The sequence below is a fragment of the Streptomyces sp. GL_140 genome (assembly GCF_057834465.1).
In genome coordinates, this window is sequence record NZ_CM174404.1 from 3477651 (window position 1) to 3493835 (window position 16185).

At 72.9% G+C, this 16185-nt stretch carries 15 protein-coding genes; 5 read left to right on the forward strand and 10 right to left on the reverse strand.

From position 1 onward, the window contains the following. Positions 1-24: 24 nt before the first annotated feature. Both AC3IYJ_RS16075 and AC3IYJ_RS16080 read left to right on the forward strand, forming a co-directional pair. Positions 25-1191: a low temperature requirement protein A gene (locus AC3IYJ_RS16075; protein WP_489401966.1), complete on the forward strand. Its 1167-nt coding sequence runs from the start codon at positions 25-27 to the stop codon at positions 1189-1191. 83 nt (positions 1192-1274) lie between these two features. Next, a complete protein-coding gene (locus AC3IYJ_RS16080; protein WP_489401967.1) occupies positions 1275-2528 on the forward strand; it encodes a cytochrome P450 in 1254 nt (417 codons plus the stop codon). A 64-nt stretch (positions 2529-2592) separates the two neighbouring features. On the opposite strand, the gene AC3IYJ_RS16085 is transcribed toward AC3IYJ_RS16080, so the two are convergent. Next, positions 2593-3087: a DUF5949 family protein gene (locus AC3IYJ_RS16085; protein ID WP_489401968.1), complete on the reverse strand. Its 495-nt coding sequence runs from the start codon at positions 3085-3087 to the stop codon at positions 2593-2595. 57 nt (positions 3088-3144) lie between these two features. Then, positions 3145-3840, reverse strand: coding sequence for a DUF4352 domain-containing protein (locus AC3IYJ_RS16090; protein WP_489401969.1), 696 nt, complete (start codon positions 3838-3840; stop codon positions 3145-3147). Positions 3841-4014: 174 nt separating this feature from the next. Between AC3IYJ_RS16090 and AC3IYJ_RS16095 the strand changes: the two genes are divergently transcribed. Beyond that, positions 4015-4461: a DUF6299 family protein gene (locus AC3IYJ_RS16095; protein ID WP_489401970.1), complete on the forward strand. Its 447-nt coding sequence runs from the start codon at positions 4015-4017 to the stop codon at positions 4459-4461. Between the two features lie 57 nt (positions 4462-4518). Here the strand turns inward: AC3IYJ_RS16095 and AC3IYJ_RS16100 are convergent, their stop codons facing one another. The 4 genes from AC3IYJ_RS16100 to AC3IYJ_RS16115 form a co-directional block, all read right to left on the reverse strand. Next, on the reverse strand, positions 4519-4686 hold the full coding sequence (locus tag AC3IYJ_RS16100; RefSeq protein WP_489401971.1) for a hypothetical protein: 168 nt from the start codon (positions 4684-4686) through the stop codon (positions 4519-4521). An 80-nt stretch (positions 4687-4766) separates the two neighbouring features. Continuing rightward, positions 4767-6773, reverse strand: a complete 2007-nt coding sequence (locus tag AC3IYJ_RS16105; protein WP_489401972.1) for a SpoIIE family protein phosphatase — start codon at positions 6771-6773, stop codon at positions 4767-4769. Between the two features lie 107 nt (positions 6774-6880). Then, entirely contained in the window at positions 6881-7204 is a 324-nt protein-coding gene (locus AC3IYJ_RS16110) for a hypothetical protein (RefSeq protein WP_489401973.1), read from the reverse strand. A gap of 31 nt (positions 7205-7235) precedes the next feature. Continuing rightward, the gene (locus AC3IYJ_RS16115; protein WP_489402835.1) at positions 7236-8501 is read right to left on the reverse strand and encodes an NAD(P)-binding domain-containing protein; all 1266 of its coding nucleotides are present in this window, start codon (positions 8499-8501) and stop codon (positions 7236-7238) included. A 152-nt stretch (positions 8502-8653) separates the two neighbouring features. Here AC3IYJ_RS16115 and AC3IYJ_RS16120 point away from each other — a divergent pair, with 152 nt between their 5' ends. After that, positions 8654-9544, forward strand: a complete 891-nt coding sequence (locus AC3IYJ_RS16120; RefSeq protein ID WP_489401974.1) for an RNA-guided endonuclease InsQ/TnpB family protein — start codon at positions 8654-8656, stop codon at positions 9542-9544. 152 nt (positions 9545-9696) lie between these two features. Here AC3IYJ_RS16120 and AC3IYJ_RS16125 read toward each other — a convergent pair whose 3' ends face one another. Next, a complete protein-coding gene (locus tag AC3IYJ_RS16125; protein ID WP_489401975.1) occupies positions 9697-11016 on the reverse strand; it encodes a carboxylate--amine ligase in 1320 nt (439 codons plus the stop codon). Between the two features lie 294 nt (positions 11017-11310). On the opposite strand from AC3IYJ_RS16125, the gene AC3IYJ_RS16130 reads away from it, so the two are divergent. Further along, the gene (locus AC3IYJ_RS16130) at positions 11311-12978 is read left to right on the forward strand and encodes a glycoside hydrolase family 26 protein (RefSeq protein ID WP_489401976.1); all 1668 of its coding nucleotides are present in this window, start codon (positions 11311-11313) and stop codon (positions 12976-12978) included. 14 nt (positions 12979-12992) lie between these two features. Here the strand turns inward: AC3IYJ_RS16130 and AC3IYJ_RS16135 are convergent, their stop codons facing one another. The 3 genes from AC3IYJ_RS16135 to AC3IYJ_RS16145 form a co-directional block, all read right to left on the reverse strand. After that, on the reverse strand, positions 12993-14135 hold the full coding sequence (locus AC3IYJ_RS16135; protein WP_489401977.1) for a GNAT family N-acetyltransferase: 1143 nt from the start codon (positions 14133-14135) through the stop codon (positions 12993-12995). After that, entirely contained in the window at positions 14132-14830 is a 699-nt protein-coding gene (locus AC3IYJ_RS16140) for a YveK family protein (RefSeq protein WP_489401978.1), read from the reverse strand. The genes AC3IYJ_RS16135 and AC3IYJ_RS16140 overlap by 4 nt, the downstream gene beginning before the upstream one ends. A gap of 112 nt (positions 14831-14942) precedes the next feature. Next, positions 14943-16178, reverse strand: a complete 1236-nt coding sequence (locus AC3IYJ_RS16145; RefSeq protein WP_489402836.1) for a glycosyltransferase — start codon at positions 16176-16178, stop codon at positions 14943-14945. Positions 16179-16185 lie beyond the last annotated feature (7 nt).

Here is a 16185-nt window from a genome sequence, read left to right on the forward strand (position 1 = left end):
CGGAGGGCTGCTGTCCTGGGCGGTATGGCTCTGGCTTACGTACCCATGACCGCCCGCAGCCGGGACGAGGGCCATCGCGCCTCGACCCCGCTGGAGCTGTTCTTCGACCTGTGTTTCGTCGTCGCGATCGCGCAGGCGGGCGCCCGGCTCGTGCACGCCCTGGCCGAGGGACATCCCGGCACCGGTGTGATCGGCTACTTCTTCGTCTTCTTCGGCGTGTGGTGGGCGTGGATGAACTTCACGTGGTTCGCCTCCGCCTACGACTGCGACGACGTGCCGTACCGGATCGCGACGCTCGTCCAGATCGCCGGCGTGCTCGTCTACGCGGCGGGCGTGGGCTCCGCGTTCGACAAGAACGACTGGACGGTGGCCGTCATCGGCTACCTGATCATGCGCGTCGCGCTCACCGCCCAGTGGCTCCGGGCCGCATCCGGCGAGAGCGGCGAGGCCCGCACCGCGGCCCTGAAGTACGCGGCCGGGCTGGTCGTCTGCCAGGCCGGCTGGGTGGCGCTGCTGTTCGCCCCGGACGACGCCAAGCGTTGGCTGTTCCTGATCGTGGCCGCCGCGGAACTGCTCGTACCGGTGGTGGCCGAGCGGGGTCACCAGACGCCGTGGCACGCCCACCACATCGTGGAGCGCTACGGCCTGTTCACGATCATCGTGCTCGGCGAGACGATCTCCGCGAGCACCGTGGCAGTGAAGTCCGCCATCGACGAGCACGAGGCCCTGGGCCAACTGCTGCCCATCGCCGCCGGCGGGCTGCTGATCGTCTTCGCCGCCTGGTGGATCTACTTCGCCGTGCCCATGCACGAGCGGCTGACCTCCAACCGCGAGGCGATCCCCTGGGGCTACGGGCACCTGCTGATCTTCGGCTCGGGTGCGGCGATCGGCGCGGGCATCGAGGTCGCGGTCGAGCACGCGGTGGGCAAGGCGCACGTCTCGCAGCTCGCCGCGAACGCGGCCGTCACCGTCCCGTCGGCGCTCTTCCTGCTGATGGTCTGGCTGCTGCACTCCCGCCACTTCAAGCGGGGCCTCGCCCAGCAACTGACCCTGCCGGTCTCCGCCCTCGTGGTGCTCGCCTGCACCTGGGCCGGCTCCTACGCCGTCCTGTACGCGGGCCTGCTGGCGGCGGCGACGGTGGCGGTCGGCATGACCCTGGCCGCAGCGAAATCCAGCCCCGCCGGCGTTTGAGGCGCGGGGGTCCGGGGGCCGGCCCCCGGCAACGGTGCCGCACCGAACCGTCACTCCGCCGCCCCCGGGACCGTTTCCAGGCCATGACACTCCCCGCACAACGCCCCGGCCACGACCCCGGCAGGGAACTGGCCGATCCGGCGTTCTGGCAGGCGCCCCCCGCCCACCGCCTGGCCGCCTTCGCCCGCCTACGGGCCCTCGACTCCCCGGTGTTCGTCCCCGAGGGGAAGAACACCGGGCACTGGGCCCTGGTGCGCCACGCGGACGTCCAGGAGGCGAGCCGGCTGCCCAAGGTGTTCGCCAGCGCGCCCGGGGTGACCACGCCCGAGCCGGCCCGGTGGGTGCGGGCGCTGTTCGGGGACTCGATGGTCAACCTGGACGGCGCCGACCACGCGCAGCTGCGCAAGATCGTGCAGCGGGCCTTCACGCCCCGGCTGCTGGCGGCGGCCGAGGAGGACATCCACGCGGTGGCGGCCCGCATCGTGGACGACGTACTGGAAGGCTCGCCCGACGAGTTCGTCTCGGCGGTGGCCTCCCGGCTGCCCCTGGAGGTCATCTGCAACATGATGGGCATCCCGGAGCGCTACCGCGCCGAGATCGCCGACCGCGTCAACCACGCCTCCGAGAACATCGGCGTGGAGCGGGGCATCGCGGCCCGGCTGCGGATGCCCGGACGCGGGCTGCGGGCGCTGGCCCGGATGCAGCGGATGGTGGCGGGCATCGGGCGGGAGAGGCGCAAGAACCCGACGGACGACCTGATCTCGGCCCTGGTCACGGCCAACGTGGACGGACAGGCGCTCGGAGCGCGCCAGCTCGGCGCCTTCTTCTCCCTGTTGATGGTCGCCGGGGTGGAGACCACCCGCAACGCCATCACCCACGGGCTGACCCTGCTGACCGACCACCCGGACCAACGCGACCTGCTGCTGGGCGACTTCGAGAAGTACGCGGACGGCGCGGTGGACGAGATGATCCGCCACTCCACGCCCATCATCCAGTTCCGCCGGACGGTCGCCGCCGAACACACCCTGGGCGGGCACCTGTTCACCTCCGGCGACAAGGTGGTGCTGTACTACGCCTCCGCCAACCGCGACGAGGCCGTCTTCCCCGACCCGGACGCCTTCGACCTCACCCGCTCCCCCAACCCCCACCTGGGCTTCGGCGGCGGCGGGCCGCACTTCTGCCTGGGCGCGCACCTGGCCCGGGTGGAGATGAAGGCACTCTTCCGCGAGCTGCTGACCCGTCCCGTCGCACTGCGCGCGGTCGGACTGCCGGACCTGGCCGGATCCAACTTCGACAACCGGGTCCGCTCCCTGCGCTTCGCCTTCGAACGGCCCTAGGTCCGAAGGCGCGGACCGGCCACCGGGCAGGCTGGGAGCCCGGCGGCCGGGTCGGGGTGCGCCACTACCGCTTCAGGCGGGTCACCTGGAGCAGGAAGTGGGCGCAGCTGTTGAGCACTTCGGGGTCGCCCGCGAACGCCTGGAGCACCTCCGGTGCGACGGGGGCGCCGGGCGCCGCCTCGGGCCAGGCGCGCGTGGCGAAGAGGAAGTAGACCTGGCCGCCCTCGTCGGCTGCGGCGACCCACTCGTCCGGGGCGGTGCACCGGGCATTCATCCCGGGCAGCGTGAGCGCGACCTGGTTCCCCTCCAGCAGGACCTGCACGGGGAACTTCCGGACCGGGTCACGGCCGTCCAGGACCACGTCGCCGATGGGCAGGCCGCCCTCCTCCAGCAGCCCGCGCGCGGCGGCCTCGCTCGCCTCGCGTCCTCCGGGACCGTCACCGAGGGTGTAGGCGATGAGGTAGGGGAGGTCGTGGCCTTCGGAGGGATCGCCGATCCACGCCAGCACCGAAAGGGTGCCGAGCTGGGAGCGGTCGATTTCGGCTTGGGTAGAAGTCATGCGCCGCACCTTAGTGGTCTCCCAGCCGCCCTTTTCACCGCGTTTCACCCGGCCGGGCTAGACCGCCCAGAATCCACCTCCGGAATTCGCCTGGATGTTCGCGTCCTGGTACTGGAGCCGCACGATCCGAGCGTTTTCCGGGATTTCGAACACCACCCATCCTTCGGCCCGCTCACCCACCTCCAGGGAATCGAAGACGAGCGGTTTGCCGGTGGTGAGCTCCCCGGTCGGCACCACCTTGTGGCGCCTACCTGCGCTGTCGAGCGCCCACATGCGCCCGAGGGCCCCGTACGAGGCCCCGCCCACGTTGACGAACGACATCGAGGCGGCCACCCAGCGCTTGCCGGCCGCCGGGGCGAAGTTCTTCTCGACGGTGACCGCCGGGTCCACGTAGGCGTTGAGGACCGCCTGGAGGTGACGGCCGACCTGTCGCCCGTCGACCCGTACGGAGTCACCCACATGGGCGTCCTTCGTGGCAGCCCTCGCCACTCCTTCGCGTTCCGCCCCGGGATCCTCCCCGATGCCGGGCGCTCCGTCGTCCACCGGCACGGCGGACACCGCGGCCGGGGCCAGCGCACCGCCCTCGGAGGTGCCGGAGCAGCCCGTGGCGCCGAACAGCAGGAGCGGGAGGAGGGCGGCGGCGAGCCCGCGGACGGGGCGGGCGGCGGGGCCGGCCGTGGAGGGGGCGGCGGGTCGCGAGTGGCGCCGGGCGGAGCCGGCGGTGCGGGCGGAGCGCGGGGCGGGCTGACGCATGCGGGATCCCTTCGGGGATCTTCGGGGACGTATTCCGGCCAGTCTCACGCGCCCGAGCGGGGAATTGCACACACCGACACGAGCACGCGGAACACATGGCGCCCCATATGCCAGCACAATGCGTTCCGTCGGAATTCCGCAACCCCTTGCAACCCCCGTCCAACTGGAGGAACGATGGCCGCGACCGGCCCCCGCATGGCCTTGGCCGCACTCGCCGCACTGGGCGCCACGGCGGTATTCACCGCCCCGGCAAATGCCGCTCAGTTCGGCAATGGAATTTACGTATCTTCGGAAGCTCACATCGCCGAGGACGGAACGATCCACCTTTTCGGGGCCTACCACTGCACCGACCCGTCACTCTCCGGAGCGGTTCAGATCAAGGCGACCGTGGTCCAGGACGACGTCCGTCTGAGCATCGGCGCCGGCGACGCCGTGTGCGACGGCGTCGAGCACGAGTGGGCCGCCGACGGCACTCTCCGGTTCACCCCGAACGTGCACGCGGGCGAGGCGATGGCCGAAGCCCAGCTGCAGGAGCTCCACTTCGGCGGCGGACTGCTGCCGCGGTCGATCGACACGATCGCGCGGGACAGCCACCCGGTCACGGTGATCGACCACCGGTAGCCGCCCGAGTGCGCGAGGACGCCCCGTCCGGTAGCCGCCGCTACCCGGACCCGGGCGTCAGCGGCAGGCGGGCGCCTCGCCCGTCATCGACATGAAGGCCACCGTCTGGCACCCGGGGTCCGCGTGCGGACGCCCGGTCGTCCAGTCCACCACCTTCGGCGCCCCGGCGGCGAACAGCAGCAGCGCCAGAGCGCCCGTCACCGCGCCCTTGCTCAGACGGCGCACGGCGAAATCCACAGAATCCGTTCCATGGTCCGCATCATCACCCCGCTCCGCGGGCTCCACAACTCGGCGTGTGTGCCCGGTCACGACGCGCTGCGGGCGGCGCGACCCGCGACGTCGAACTCGCACCACACGGCCTTGCCGTCGCCCCGGGACTCCACTCCCCAGTGCGTGGCCAGCGCGTCCACCAGGAGCAGCCCGCGCCCCGTGGTCGCCGACTCGCCCGGGGTGCGCCGGCGCGGCCAGACGCTGGAGCGGTCCTTGACCCAGAGCCGGATCCGCCGGACCGGTTCGGGCAGTACCTCCATCGTCAGCACCGCCCCGCCGTCGGTGTGCAGCAGGGCGTTGACCAGCAGCTCTCCCGCCGCCAGCTCCACGTCGTCGGCGAGTTCGGGCATGCCCCAGTCGCGCAGCGCCTGCCGCAGGGCGTAGCGGGCCTCCGAGAGCCCTTCGGGGTCCGCCTGGTGGACGTACTGGTGGATGCGCGGGGCCCGGTGGGTGCCCGGGTCGGGCGCCCGGCGCAGCACCAGCAGGGCCACGTCGTCGCCGGAGCCCCAGCGCTCCCAGAGCCGGTCGGAGAGGTGGTCGGCGAGCGCCCCGGCGCCCTGGGGGCCGCTGCGGACCGCGTGGGCGAGGGCTTCCATGCCCTGGGTGATCGCAGTGCCTGGCTCCTCCACGAGCCCGTCGGTGCACAGCACGAGCGTCTCTCCGGGGACCAGGTCGAGCCGGGTCTCGGGGAACTCCTCCTGCTCGAAGATCGTGGCCAGACCGAGCGGCAGGCCGCCGCGCACGTTGGGCCAGCCGGTTCGCCCGTCCGTGTGCCGGATCAGCGGTCCGAGGTGGCCCGCGCGGACTGCTCGTACCCCGCCGGTCTCCAGGTCCACCTGCGCGTACATGCAGGTGGCGAACCGTTCGGTGTCCAGCTCGGCGAGGAACCGCGAGGCCCGCGCCAGCACCGTGGACGGCGGATGGCCCTCGCCCGCGTACGCGCGCAGCGCGATGCGGAGCTGACCCATGATGGCGGCGGCGTGCGTGTCGTGGCCCTGTACGTCGCCCACCACGATCCCGACGCGGTCGCGGGGCAGCGCGATCACGTCGTACCAGTCCCCGCCGACCTCGCGCCCGCTCCAGGCGGAGTGGTAGCGCACGGCGATCTCCCCGCCGCTGATCTCGGGGATCCGGCGGGGCAGCATGGCGGCCTGGAGCATGGTGGCGAACTCGCGCTCCTGGTCGAAGAGGAGCGCCCGCTGGAGCGACTGGGCGACGATGCCGGCCAGGCCGAGGCAGAGGTTCTTTTCCTCGGGGCTGAACTCGGTGCGCCGCCGGTAGAAGAGCACCAGCCCGCCGATGGCCTTGGCCTGCGCGATGAGCGGCAGGTAGGCGGCCGCGTCGTAGTGGATGCGGCGCAGGTAGTCGGAGAGCAGCGGGAACTCTTCGGAGAGCTCGGTGAGCGAGGTGACGAAACGTGCCTTCCTGGTGAGCACCGCCTGGGACAGCGGCAGCGAACCGTCCAGTCGGGTGAACTTGCGCTCGCTGAGGATCTCCAGGGACTCCCCGCTCAGCGCGATGATCTTCATGGTGCCGCCCTCGACCAGCCCGAGCGCGAGACCCTCCGCGCCGAGCCGTTCAAGGGCGCCCGCGCCCGTCAGGGTGGCCGTCACGTCGTCGACCGTCACCGCCCGCGACAGGGCCTCGGTGGTCCGCTGCACGATGGTGGCCTGCTGGGCGCGGGCCGATTCCAGCTTCCGCAGCGTGTTCAGGTGGGCCAGCTCGGCCGTCGCGTCCCGGACGATGCCGAGGATCCGCAGGGGCCGCCCGTCCTCGTCCCGGATCACCCGGCCCTGGGTGTGCGTCCACTGGTCGCGGCCGTCGCGCCGCTGCACCGTGAAGTACTGGCCGTACGACTCCTCGCCGGCGTCCAGCACCGCCAGCACGGTGTCCCCCAGCCGCGCGGCGTCGTCGGCCGGGATCCGCAGCCCCAGGCCCTCGGGGGTGTTGTCGAACTCCGCCGGTTCCAGGTCGAAGACCGTCATCCCGGCCTCGTCCAGCACCAGGGTCCCGTCGGTGAGGTCCCATTCGAAACTGCCCATGCCGTTGAGCGCGAGCCGTTCGCCCGGCCCGGTACGGGGGCTTCCCGGGCTCTTCCCGCCCGGTCTGCGATCACGTCGCTCCGCCGCTGCCACGAGACTCACACCACCTAACGGCCGGGCCAGCACGGCTGTGAAATGAGCCGCTCCCACTCCTCGTCAGGATGCCCCGGAAGGGTCCGTCCGGCCTCCCGCCAGCGCTTGACGAGCGAGAGGTAGATCGTCGTGGGGTCGTACGGGGCCTGCGGGTGCGGGGCGCCCGGGTACGGGGCCTGCGCGTACCCGGAAGGCGGCTGCGGCCCGTGCGCGGCCTGCCCGTACGGGGGCTGCCCGTACGCAGGCCGCGGGGGCGCCGGCCTCGGCGCGGCGGGCTGTTCCCCGCGGCTGGCGGGAATCCTCACCCAGCCGCGGCCCTGTGCTCGCTCAGCGCCCATCGCGACACCTCTCGCTTTGTGTGACTGGCTCTCACGCTCTGTGCCCGGCAGCCGGAGCCCGGTCGGTTCTCGGCGCACCGGTGGAACCCGCCAGCGGGCCCCGGGTGCCCAAGCGCTTGCGGACTCCTGCCACCAGTCTCCCCGCCGTGAACCCGGCGCCGTGTACGAATCGCATGGAAGGGCCGAATGAGGGAGCCGTCAGCAGCCCCGCGAAGAACAGGCCGGGCCACGAGGACTCGAAACCGGCGCTCAGCTCCGGGGTCCCGCTCTCCCCCACGGTGGCCAGCGCGGCCCGCAGCCCCGCGTCGAGCAGCTCCAGGCGGTCCAGGGCCGGGGCGAATCCGGTCGCCGCGATCACGTGGGCGGTGTCCAGCACGACGGACTCCCCGGCCTCCGTGGTCAGCCCCAGCCGGGTCCGCTCCCCGGCGGGGACCGCCCGGTGCAGGTGGTGCCCCAGGAGTACGGGGACCCGCCGCTCGAAGCGCTCGCGCAGCCACCAGGCTCCGGCCGGACCCAGCGCGGTGGCCGCGATCCGCTCCCGGGTGGGCGCGGGCAGCCTGCGCACCGCCCCGGGCAGCTCCGCCCAGGCCCAGCTGCGCCAGCCGGTGCCCAGGCCGCTGTGCGGAGACCGCAGGGACCGCAGCGGGGGCCGGCGCAGTGGCTGCGGCACGGCGTTCCAGTTCAGCCGGGGCCGCCGGGCCACCAGGCACGGCCGGGCTCCGCTCTCGGCGAGCAGCGCGGCGGTCTCCAGGGCCGCCTGCCCGGCGCCGAGCACGGCGACCTCGCGGCCGGCGAAGCGGGTCAGGTCGCGGTGGCCGCTGCTGTGGGAGTAGTGGGTGGCGGGCAGGTCCCGCAGCGCCTCGGGGTACCGGACGAACGGCATGACCCCCACGGCCAGCACCACCGTCCGGGCGAGCAGGGGCGGACCCTCGGCGGTACGGACGCGGAACCCGTCGCCCTGCGGGGTGACTTCGGTGACGGTCGCCTCCTCCACCGGGGGTGCGGCGTGCCGGGCGAACCAGAGCCCGTACGCACTGAACGTCCCGATGGGCAGCGGAGTTCCGTGTTCGGCGGCGATCCCGCGGCCTTCGCAGTACTCGGCGAGGGTGTAACGCCCGCCGGGCGCCGACAGGTTGGAGGACCACGGCTCCGACTTCAGGTACATGCCCTCGGGCATGTGATCCCGCCAGGAGGCCATGGGCCGCCCGAGCACCCGCACCCCGAGCCCCGCGCCCGCGGCGTGGGCGGCGATCGACAGCCCGTACGGGCCCGCTCCGATCACCACGAGGTCGTCCAGCCGTGTCACCTGATCTCTCCAAGGATGCTCCGGGCGTCAGACCGGGGAGGAATCGGTCCCGTCAACGTAGGTGCGGAGCGCCGGAGTTCTCTGCGCATCTGTGGTGACCTGTGCTTTCTGGCGTTGTCAGTGGGCTCGGTTAGGTTGCTCGCATGACGACATCTCAGGAGAAGGAAGAGACCGGGCATGCCCGGTTCACTTACCGGCTTCGCATGTCGTCTACCGCCCGGACCGAGTTGCTGGGTGAGTGGGCACGGTGCCGGTGGGTCTGGAACGAATGCGCCGCTCGGTCGAAGAAGGCTCACGTCGAGGAGGAGAAGTGCGGTCCGGCCCGGCTGGACAAGATGCTGACCGAGGCCCCCACCAAACCCCAGCCCCTCCCGGAGACGGGCGCGGTGATCGGGATCGACTGGGGTGTGAAGGAGACCACGACCACCACCAGCGACGCCCACGACCTCCCGCACGCCGAGCACGGGAAGAAGGCCGCTACCGGGCTTACCCACTATCAGCGGATGATGGCCCGGCGGAAACCGGCGAAGGGCAAGCCTGGATCGAGGGGATACCGGGCGGCGCAGAAGCTGACGGCCAAGCTGCACAAGAAGGTGGCCCGGCAACGCCAGGACGCCGCCCGCAAGTGGGCCAAAGCCGTGGTCCGCGATCATGACGCTGTCGCGGTGGAGGACTTCCGCCCGAAGTTCCTCACCAAGTCGACCATGGCCCGCAAGGCCGCCGACGCCGCAATCGGTGCGGCGAAGCGCGAACTGATCGCCATGGCGCGCAAGCACGGGCGCATCGTGCACCTTGTCCACCCCGCGCACACCACCATGGACTGCGCGCAGTGCGGAGCGAGAACCAAGCACGCACTACCTCTCTCAGAACGTACCTACACCTGCACCGCGTGCAGAACCGTGTCCCCGAGGGACAAGAACTCCGCACACGTGATGCTGGTCCGGGCTGGTCTCAACCCGGCTGGTGCCGATCGTGCAAGAGCTGACGGACCGCAGGTCCACAGCCGACGTGAGCCAGGAATCCCCACCCTTTAGGGCGGGGAGGATTCAACGCTGTCCCTCCAGTCCCATCGTTCGTCCACCACCTCCTGCGCCCCGGGATCCGGGGATCCGGTCCCGGGAGGGTCACCCCGTCACCCCGTCACCCCGTCACCCCGTCACCCCGTCATCCCCTCACCGTCATCCCCTCACCGCGTCACCAGCTCGTCCGGCTCCGCCGAGGCCTCGGGCGGGGCGGGCCGGGAGGTCCCCGGTCCGCCGGACGCGGCCGGGGGCAGGCCGCGGGCGCGCTGGCGCGGTGCCCGGACCACCTCCCTGGCCCGGCGGCGCCCCTGCTCGGGGACCCCGCGCAGCACCCGCGCGGCCTTGCCCGCGCCCCGCCCAAGGAACGCGGCGAGCATCGCGAGGAAGGGCCTCATGTCGTCGGCGGCGAACCAGGCCGCCTCCACCCGGACCCGCTCCCGGCGCGGCAGCGCCCGTACGGCCCGGCCCGGCTCCGCCGCGGCGCAGTCCGCGGACCCGGTACCGGACGTGGCGACGGCCGCGGGCACGGCGGCGGGCGCGGCCGGCGGGCGGCGCGGGAGCGAGCGGGAACGGACGGCCGACAGCAGGGCGTAGTTCTCCGCCACGAAGATCCGGCCCGGGCCGCCTGAGGGCTCCGGGACCCGCTGCCCCGTCAGGTCCAGGTACATCGCCTGCACCACGTCCAGCCCGGCCGAGTCCGTGAACAGCCTGAACTGCGCCCCCGGCCGGGGGTTGAAGTCCACCAGCCGGAAGACGCCCCGCTCGTCCCGGCGGAAGTCCAGGTCCAGGATTCCCTGGTAGGCCAGCCGCTCGGCGAGCCGCAGCCCCGCCTCCTCGACCGCCGGATCCGGCAGCCACCGCCCGACCGCCGTCAGCCCCGTCCGCACCGGCCAGGACATCTCCTTGCGGCCGGACCCGGTGATCAGCGGGTGCCCGCCCCGGCCGAACGCGCCGTGGAAGAACCAGTCGGTGTCCGGACCGGCCGGCAGGAACCGCTGGAGCAACAGCCGGCTGCCCGCCTCGTCCGAGCGCTCGTAGAGCCGCCGGGCCTCGGCGGCCGCGTGGACCAGGGTGGTGCTGCGCAGGTCGGTGCCCGAGGGCAGCAGCCAGGGCCGGCTCCACTTGGCGATCACCGGCAGCCCCAGCCGCCACGCCGCCTCCGCCGCCTCGGCCCCGCTCGCCGGGATCACCGTCTCGGGGTGCGGGATGTCCCAGCGGGCGCACAGCCGGGACAGCTCGGCCTTGTCCGCCACCCGTGCGGGCAGGTTGTCCGGCTGATGGGGAATCCGGAAACGGTCCATCAGCATCGGGGCGGCCCGGGACACCGCGATCGCGCTCAGATCGTCCATCGCGAAGAGCACCGCCGGGCGGCCGATCCGCTCGGACACCCCGGTCAGGCACTCCAGCAGCGCTTCGGGCGCCTCGGGGTCCAGGCCCTCGGACGGCCCGGCGTGCACGGCGTGCAGATAGCGCGAACGCCCCATGGGACCTCCCCCGGCTTCGACGACGGCATGGACCTCCACGCCCTTGCGCCCGAGGGATCTGACGGCGCCGAGGGTTCCGTGGTGGAACGGATTCCGATCGAGTCTGAGCAGAACTGCGGGCACTTGGTTGGGATGCGCGTGCATGGAAACGGTGTCTTTCACCTAGTCGGACCAAGCGGGGAGGGTGCGCAGCTGCGAATGGCCTATGCGGACGTCACCGGACAGGCCATTCGTCAGATCTGATGTCTAACGTCTTTGGTAAGCACACCGGTTCAGGAAAGCTCGGGAGACGCCATGCCCAGACCACGCCGCCGACTGGCGAGCACCTGCATCGGTACTGTCACGGCCGGGCTGCTGGCCACCGGGGCCGGCCTCGCGGCCCCCGATGACCAGAGCACGGGCTCCGACATCGCCATGGGCGCCTATCTCGACTACGGGCCGCCGGGAGTGGCCCGGATCCCGTTCCTGTCGCACTGGCTGGGCGGCAAGGAGATCCGGGTCGGGCACACCTATCTGCCCGGTGACCAGTGGGCCGGCATCGAAGGCAACGTCAGTTTCCTGACGGACTGGGCCGAATGGCGCCAGGCCAAGGACGACCGGATGTTCGTCCTCAACGTGCCCATGCAGGAGCGCAACGAGGCCCGGCTCCCGGACTACCAGGTGGCCCAGCTGATCCGGGCCGGCGCGGACGGCCAGTACGACCGGCACTTCAAGAAGCTGGCCGAGCGGCTGGTGTCGCTGGGCGTCCCGGACACGGTGATCGTGCTCGGCTGGGAGATGAACGGCACCACGTACACCCACCGGTGCGGGCCCGACCCGGAGAACTGGAAGGCGTACTGGAAGCGGGTCGTCAACGCGATGCGCTCCGTGCCCGGCCAGGAGTTCAAGTTCGATTTCACCCCGAACCGCGGCACGGACGCGATCGGCTGGACCAAGTGCTACCCGGGCGACGACGTGGTCGACATCGTCGGGATGGATTCGTACGACCAGGCTCCCGGCCGCACCTTCGACGACCAGATCAGCCAGCCGTACGGGCTCCAGCAGCACGTCGACTTCGCGAAAGCACACGGCAAGCAGATCTCGTACCCGGAGTGGGGCCTGTACCGCAACGGGGACAACCCGGAGTACGTGCGGCGCATGCTCAAGTGGATCGAGCAGCAGAAGCCGCTCTACCACACCATCACCGACTACTGCCCGCACGGCGTCTGGCAGTGCAAGCAGAACCCGGAGTCGACCAAGGCCTTCCGTGAGGCGCTGACCCCGCAGAAGCCCGGCCCGGTGATCCCGACGCCGGTGATCCCGACACCCGTGGTCCCGACCCCGGTCGTGCCGACCCCGGTGGTCCCCACGCCCGTGGTGCCGACCCCGCAGATCCCGACCCCGCAGATCCCCACGCCGGAGGTCCCGACCCCGGTCGTCACCCCGCCGGTCGTTACCCCGCCGGTCGTCACCCCGCCGCCGGTCGTCCTCCCGAGCCCGCTGGTCCCGTCGCCCGAGGTGCCGGGCCCGGTCGCCCCGAGCCCGGTCGTACCCAGCCCGGTCGTACCCAGCCCGGAGATCCCGGTCCCGGTCGTACCGAGCCCCAGCCCCGTCGTACCGAGCCCCGTCGCGCCGAGCCCGGTGGACCCGGGCCCGGTCGTCCCCGGCCCCGTCGTGCCGAGCCCGGTCGTCCCGGCCCCCGAGGTCAGCCCGGTCGTCCCGAGTCCGCAGGCCCCGGTGGAGCCGAGCCCCAGCGCCAGCCCCGCTCCCGTGGTGCCCAAGCCCGACCCCGTCGTCCCGTCCCCGGTGCCGTCGCCGGTCGTGCCGAAGCCCCAGCCGACCGTTCCGACGAAGCCGCCCGTCAACAGCAAGCAGTGGTGCGTGCCGCTCAACTTCGGCGAATGGCTCTCCAAGCTGGTCGGCAAGCAGTCGGTCTGCGTCAAGCTCGACTGGGGCAAGGACTCCGGCTACTGGCCCTTCTAGACGAGGCGGTCGGGTCATCGGACCCGCAGTTCGTTGAGCCGCGCCCGCCAGTCCCTGGCGGCCGGCAACGCCTCCCGCAGCGCGTCCACCGCCCGCTCGCGCCCCGTCAGCTGCGACTCGTGCAGTCGCAGCAGGGGCGCGAGCGCCGAGGTGGCCAGCAGGAAGCGCTGGTTGACCACCGTCGTCGGCCGCCAGTGGTTCTTGTACGGTTCGTCGCCGCGCAGGAAGCTCACCACCGGGCGGCCTTCGGCGTGCGCCCGGCCGGTCTCGTAGCGCAGCAGCAGCGTGGCCACGTCGACCTTGCGGTCCCGCAGGTCCGGGTCGGCCCCGTAGAGGTAGCCGCCGCTCAACGCACCCGACAGCAGGGTGAGGTTGGCGGCCACCACCTTTCCGTCGAGCCGGAACTCGGCCAGCCGCCCTTCCCCGGCCCGCACCATCCGCCGGGTCGCCCGGGTCAGGTGCTCGGCGAACCGCGGCTTGAGGTGCTCGGGGGTCACCCCACGGCCGCGCCACTGCTTCTCGTGCAGCCGCAGCAGCGTCCGTACGGCACGCGGTACCTCCTGCTCGGAGACCTCGTGCTCCTCGATCCCGGCCGCGTCGGTCTTGCGGAGCTTGGCCCGCACCCGCTGCGCGCTGGAGGCCGGCATCCGCTTGACGAGCTCGTCGAACGGCATGGCCGGCAGCTCCATGCAGGTGGAGTCGGCGAGCTTGGCGGTGACCCCGGGCCAGGCCTCGCAGAGCGCCTCGGCGGCCGCCCCGGGCCGCACCTCGCGCAGGTCGACGACCGCGCCCCGGGCGGCCCGGTGCAGGCCGTTGGCCAGCGCCGGGACGACCTGGTCGCGGTGTTCCGCGGCCACGAGCACGTCGAAGTAGTCGGTGATGCCCCCGCCGAGCGGGACCAGCAGCGGCAGCGGCCGGTGTACGAGCATCAGCGCGGCCGCGCCGACCAGCTCCTCCCCGCGCCGCACGAGCACGATCCGCAGCCGGCCGTCCTTGCCGTAGGAAAGCCACCAGGAGTGGAGCCAGGCGTGGCTCTGGAACGGGGTGGCGGTGGGACAGCTGCGCACGAGCCGGTTCCACGGCTCTTCCAGCGCGGCGAACTGCCGGGGATCGCGGCAGAGCGTCACCGACAGGGCACCCGCGGAGCCCGACGTCATCGGACGGACTCCTTCTCCTTGGTCTCGCTGTGGTCACCCTGCGCGGGCAGCGAGGCGAACTCCCCCGAGACGACGGGGACCACGGCGTCCGCCGCCTCTTCCCGCGTCCTGCGCCGCGCCGGCCGGGCCAGCAGCCACAGCCCGCCCAGCAGCCCGCCCGCGCACAGCCCGACGGCTCCGCTGAGGGGGGCGGACGCGGAGGCCGGGTCGGACGGCGCGACGGCCTGGCTGAACAGCAGCAGCTGCACACCGGTGTTCTTGGCGGCCTGGTTGCTGCTCAGCGACAGGGCGTCGGCGACCGCGTTCGCGATGTCGGCGGCCCCGCTCGCGCTCTTCGAGGTCCCCGTGATGGCGATCATCGGGGACTCGGGGGAGGTTTCGGCGCGGACCTGCGTGCGCAGCTGCTGCACGCCGATGCCCGCACGGGGCTGCGCGTAGGCGAGGGTCGAGCTGCTGGTGGCGATGCGGGCGTAGGCCTGGGCGAAGCCCAGCGCGGTGGCCGGCTCGGTGGTCTCGTTCGGGACGGCGACGACGTAGCTGGTGGCGGCGTACTCGGGCGCCTTGAGGACCCCGTACGCCCCGCCCGCGGCCAGCCCCAGCAGCGCGGCGGCCGGCAAGGGCCACCAGGCGGGCGGCGGCGCCAGCCGTGCCCGGCGACGGCGGGTGGACTTCTTCTGATCGGCGGTGTCGGCCATGTGCGTGCCTTCCTGAAGGGGTGGGAGTGCTCTGGGACCCCCGCTGCGGGGGCCCTTCGGGGTGGGTGGACCAACGTGGGCGGACCGACGCGGGTGGAGCGACGTGGGTGGATCAACCGGACCCGGCGGGCCGCCCCGGCTGCGCGGGCCTCCCCTGTTGCACGGAACCCGCCAGGGGGTCCCTCCCGGCGGCGGCCGGGGGAGTCCGGAGCGCGGAGGCCGGCGCCTTGGACGGCGGAGCGGCCATCGCGAGCTCGTACACGGACAGCAGCTGCGCCGCGCTCCGTGCGATGTCGTACCGCCGCACCACCGCGGGCGGCGGCAGCCTGCGCACGCCCGCCTCCATGTGCCCCCGCAGCGCCGCGACGAGTTCCTCGGTGCCCGTGCCGATCCGCCGCGCCCCCGGCGCCTGCGCCGCCGGGAGGTCGTCGATCGCCGGGCAGGTGACGTGTAGGACGGGCAGGCCGGCCGCCAGGGCTTCCACGACGGCCAGCCCGAACGCCTCCTCCCGCGACGGGGACACGAAGACGTCCATCGCGGCGAGCAGCGCCGGGATCCCGGGCGTGCGCCCGTCCGTGCTGTCGCCCAGCGGATCCCGCTCCCCCAGCAGGTGGATCCGGCTCTGCGCCCCCAGGTCCGCGGCCAGCCGGCGCAGCGTCGCCCGCTCCGGCCCGTCCCCGGCGAGCAGCAGGTGTGCGCCCGGCAGCGCCGCCACCGCGCGGACCAGGACGTCGAAGCGCTTGCCGGGAACCAGCCGCCCGACCCCGCCGACGACGAACGCCCGCTCGGGCAGCCCGGTCCGGGCCCGGGCGGCCCGGCGTACGCCCTCGTCGAAGCGGAACCGCACCGCTTCGATCCCGTTCGGCACCACGTGGACCCGCGCGGCCGGTACGCCCCAGGCCTCCAGCCGGGCCGCCACCGTGTCCGACACGGCCACCGTGGCCGCACCGAGCCGTTCGCTCGCCAGGTACAGCGCCCGGACCCCGGGCGACAGCGGGCGGCCCTCGATCTCGCCGTCCCCCAGGGAGTGTTCGGTGGCCACCGTGCGGCCCACGCCCGCGAGGCGGGCCGCGAAGCGCCCGTACACGCAGGCCCGGTAGAGGTGGGTGTGCACGAGGTCGTAGTGGCCCCGCCGGATGAACCTGGCCATCCTCGGCAGCGCCCCGAGGTCACGGTTGCCGCGCATCCCGAGGTGGACGACCCGGACCCCGTCGGCGCGCAGCCCTTCCGCCACCGGACCCGGGTTGGTCAGCGTCAGGACGTCGCACTGCATCGGCATGTGCCGCAGCAGCAGGCGCAGTTGCTGTTCGGCCCCGCCGACGCCCAGGCCCGTGATGATGTGCAGCATCTTGCGC

Coding starts and splice junctions, on each gene's coding strand:
- AC3IYJ_RS16075 (WP_489401966.1), top strand. CDS start 25: ATGGCTCTGGCTTACGTACCCATGACCGCCCGCAGCCGGGACGAGGGC.
- AC3IYJ_RS16140 (WP_489401978.1), bottom strand. CDS start 14,830: ATGGCCGACACCGCCGATCAGAAGAAGTCCACCCGCCGTCGCCGGGCA.
- AC3IYJ_RS16130 (WP_489401976.1), top strand. CDS start 11,311: ATGCCCAGACCACGCCGCCGACTGGCGAGCACCTGCATCGGTACTGTC.
- AC3IYJ_RS16090 (WP_489401969.1), bottom strand. CDS start 3,840: ATGCGTCAGCCCGCCCCGCGCTCCGCCCGCACCGCCGGCTCCGCCCGG.
- AC3IYJ_RS16085 (WP_489401968.1), bottom strand. CDS start 3,087: ATGACTTCTACCCAAGCCGAAATCGACCGCTCCCAGCTCGGCACCCTT.
- AC3IYJ_RS16120 (WP_489401974.1), top strand. CDS start 8,654: ATGACGACATCTCAGGAGAAGGAAGAGACCGGGCATGCCCGGTTCACT.
- AC3IYJ_RS16135 (WP_489401977.1), bottom strand. CDS start 14,135: ATGACGTCGGGCTCCGCGGGTGCCCTGTCGGTGACGCTCTGCCGCGAT.
- AC3IYJ_RS16145 (WP_489402836.1), bottom strand. CDS start 16,178: ATGCTGCACATCATCACGGGCCTGGGCGTCGGCGGGGCCGAACAGCAA.
- AC3IYJ_RS16125 (WP_489401975.1), bottom strand. CDS start 11,016: ATGGGGCGTTCGCGCTATCTGCACGCCGTGCACGCCGGGCCGTCCGAG.
- AC3IYJ_RS16080 (WP_489401967.1), top strand. CDS start 1,275: ATGACACTCCCCGCACAACGCCCCGGCCACGACCCCGGCAGGGAACTG.
- AC3IYJ_RS16110 (WP_489401973.1), bottom strand. CDS start 7,204: ATGGGCGCTGAGCGAGCACAGGGCCGCGGCTGGGTGAGGATTCCCGCC.
- AC3IYJ_RS16095 (WP_489401970.1), top strand. CDS start 4,015: ATGGCCGCGACCGGCCCCCGCATGGCCTTGGCCGCACTCGCCGCACTG.
- AC3IYJ_RS16105 (WP_489401972.1), bottom strand. CDS start 6,773: ATGGGCAGTTTCGAATGGGACCTCACCGACGGGACCCTGGTGCTGGAC.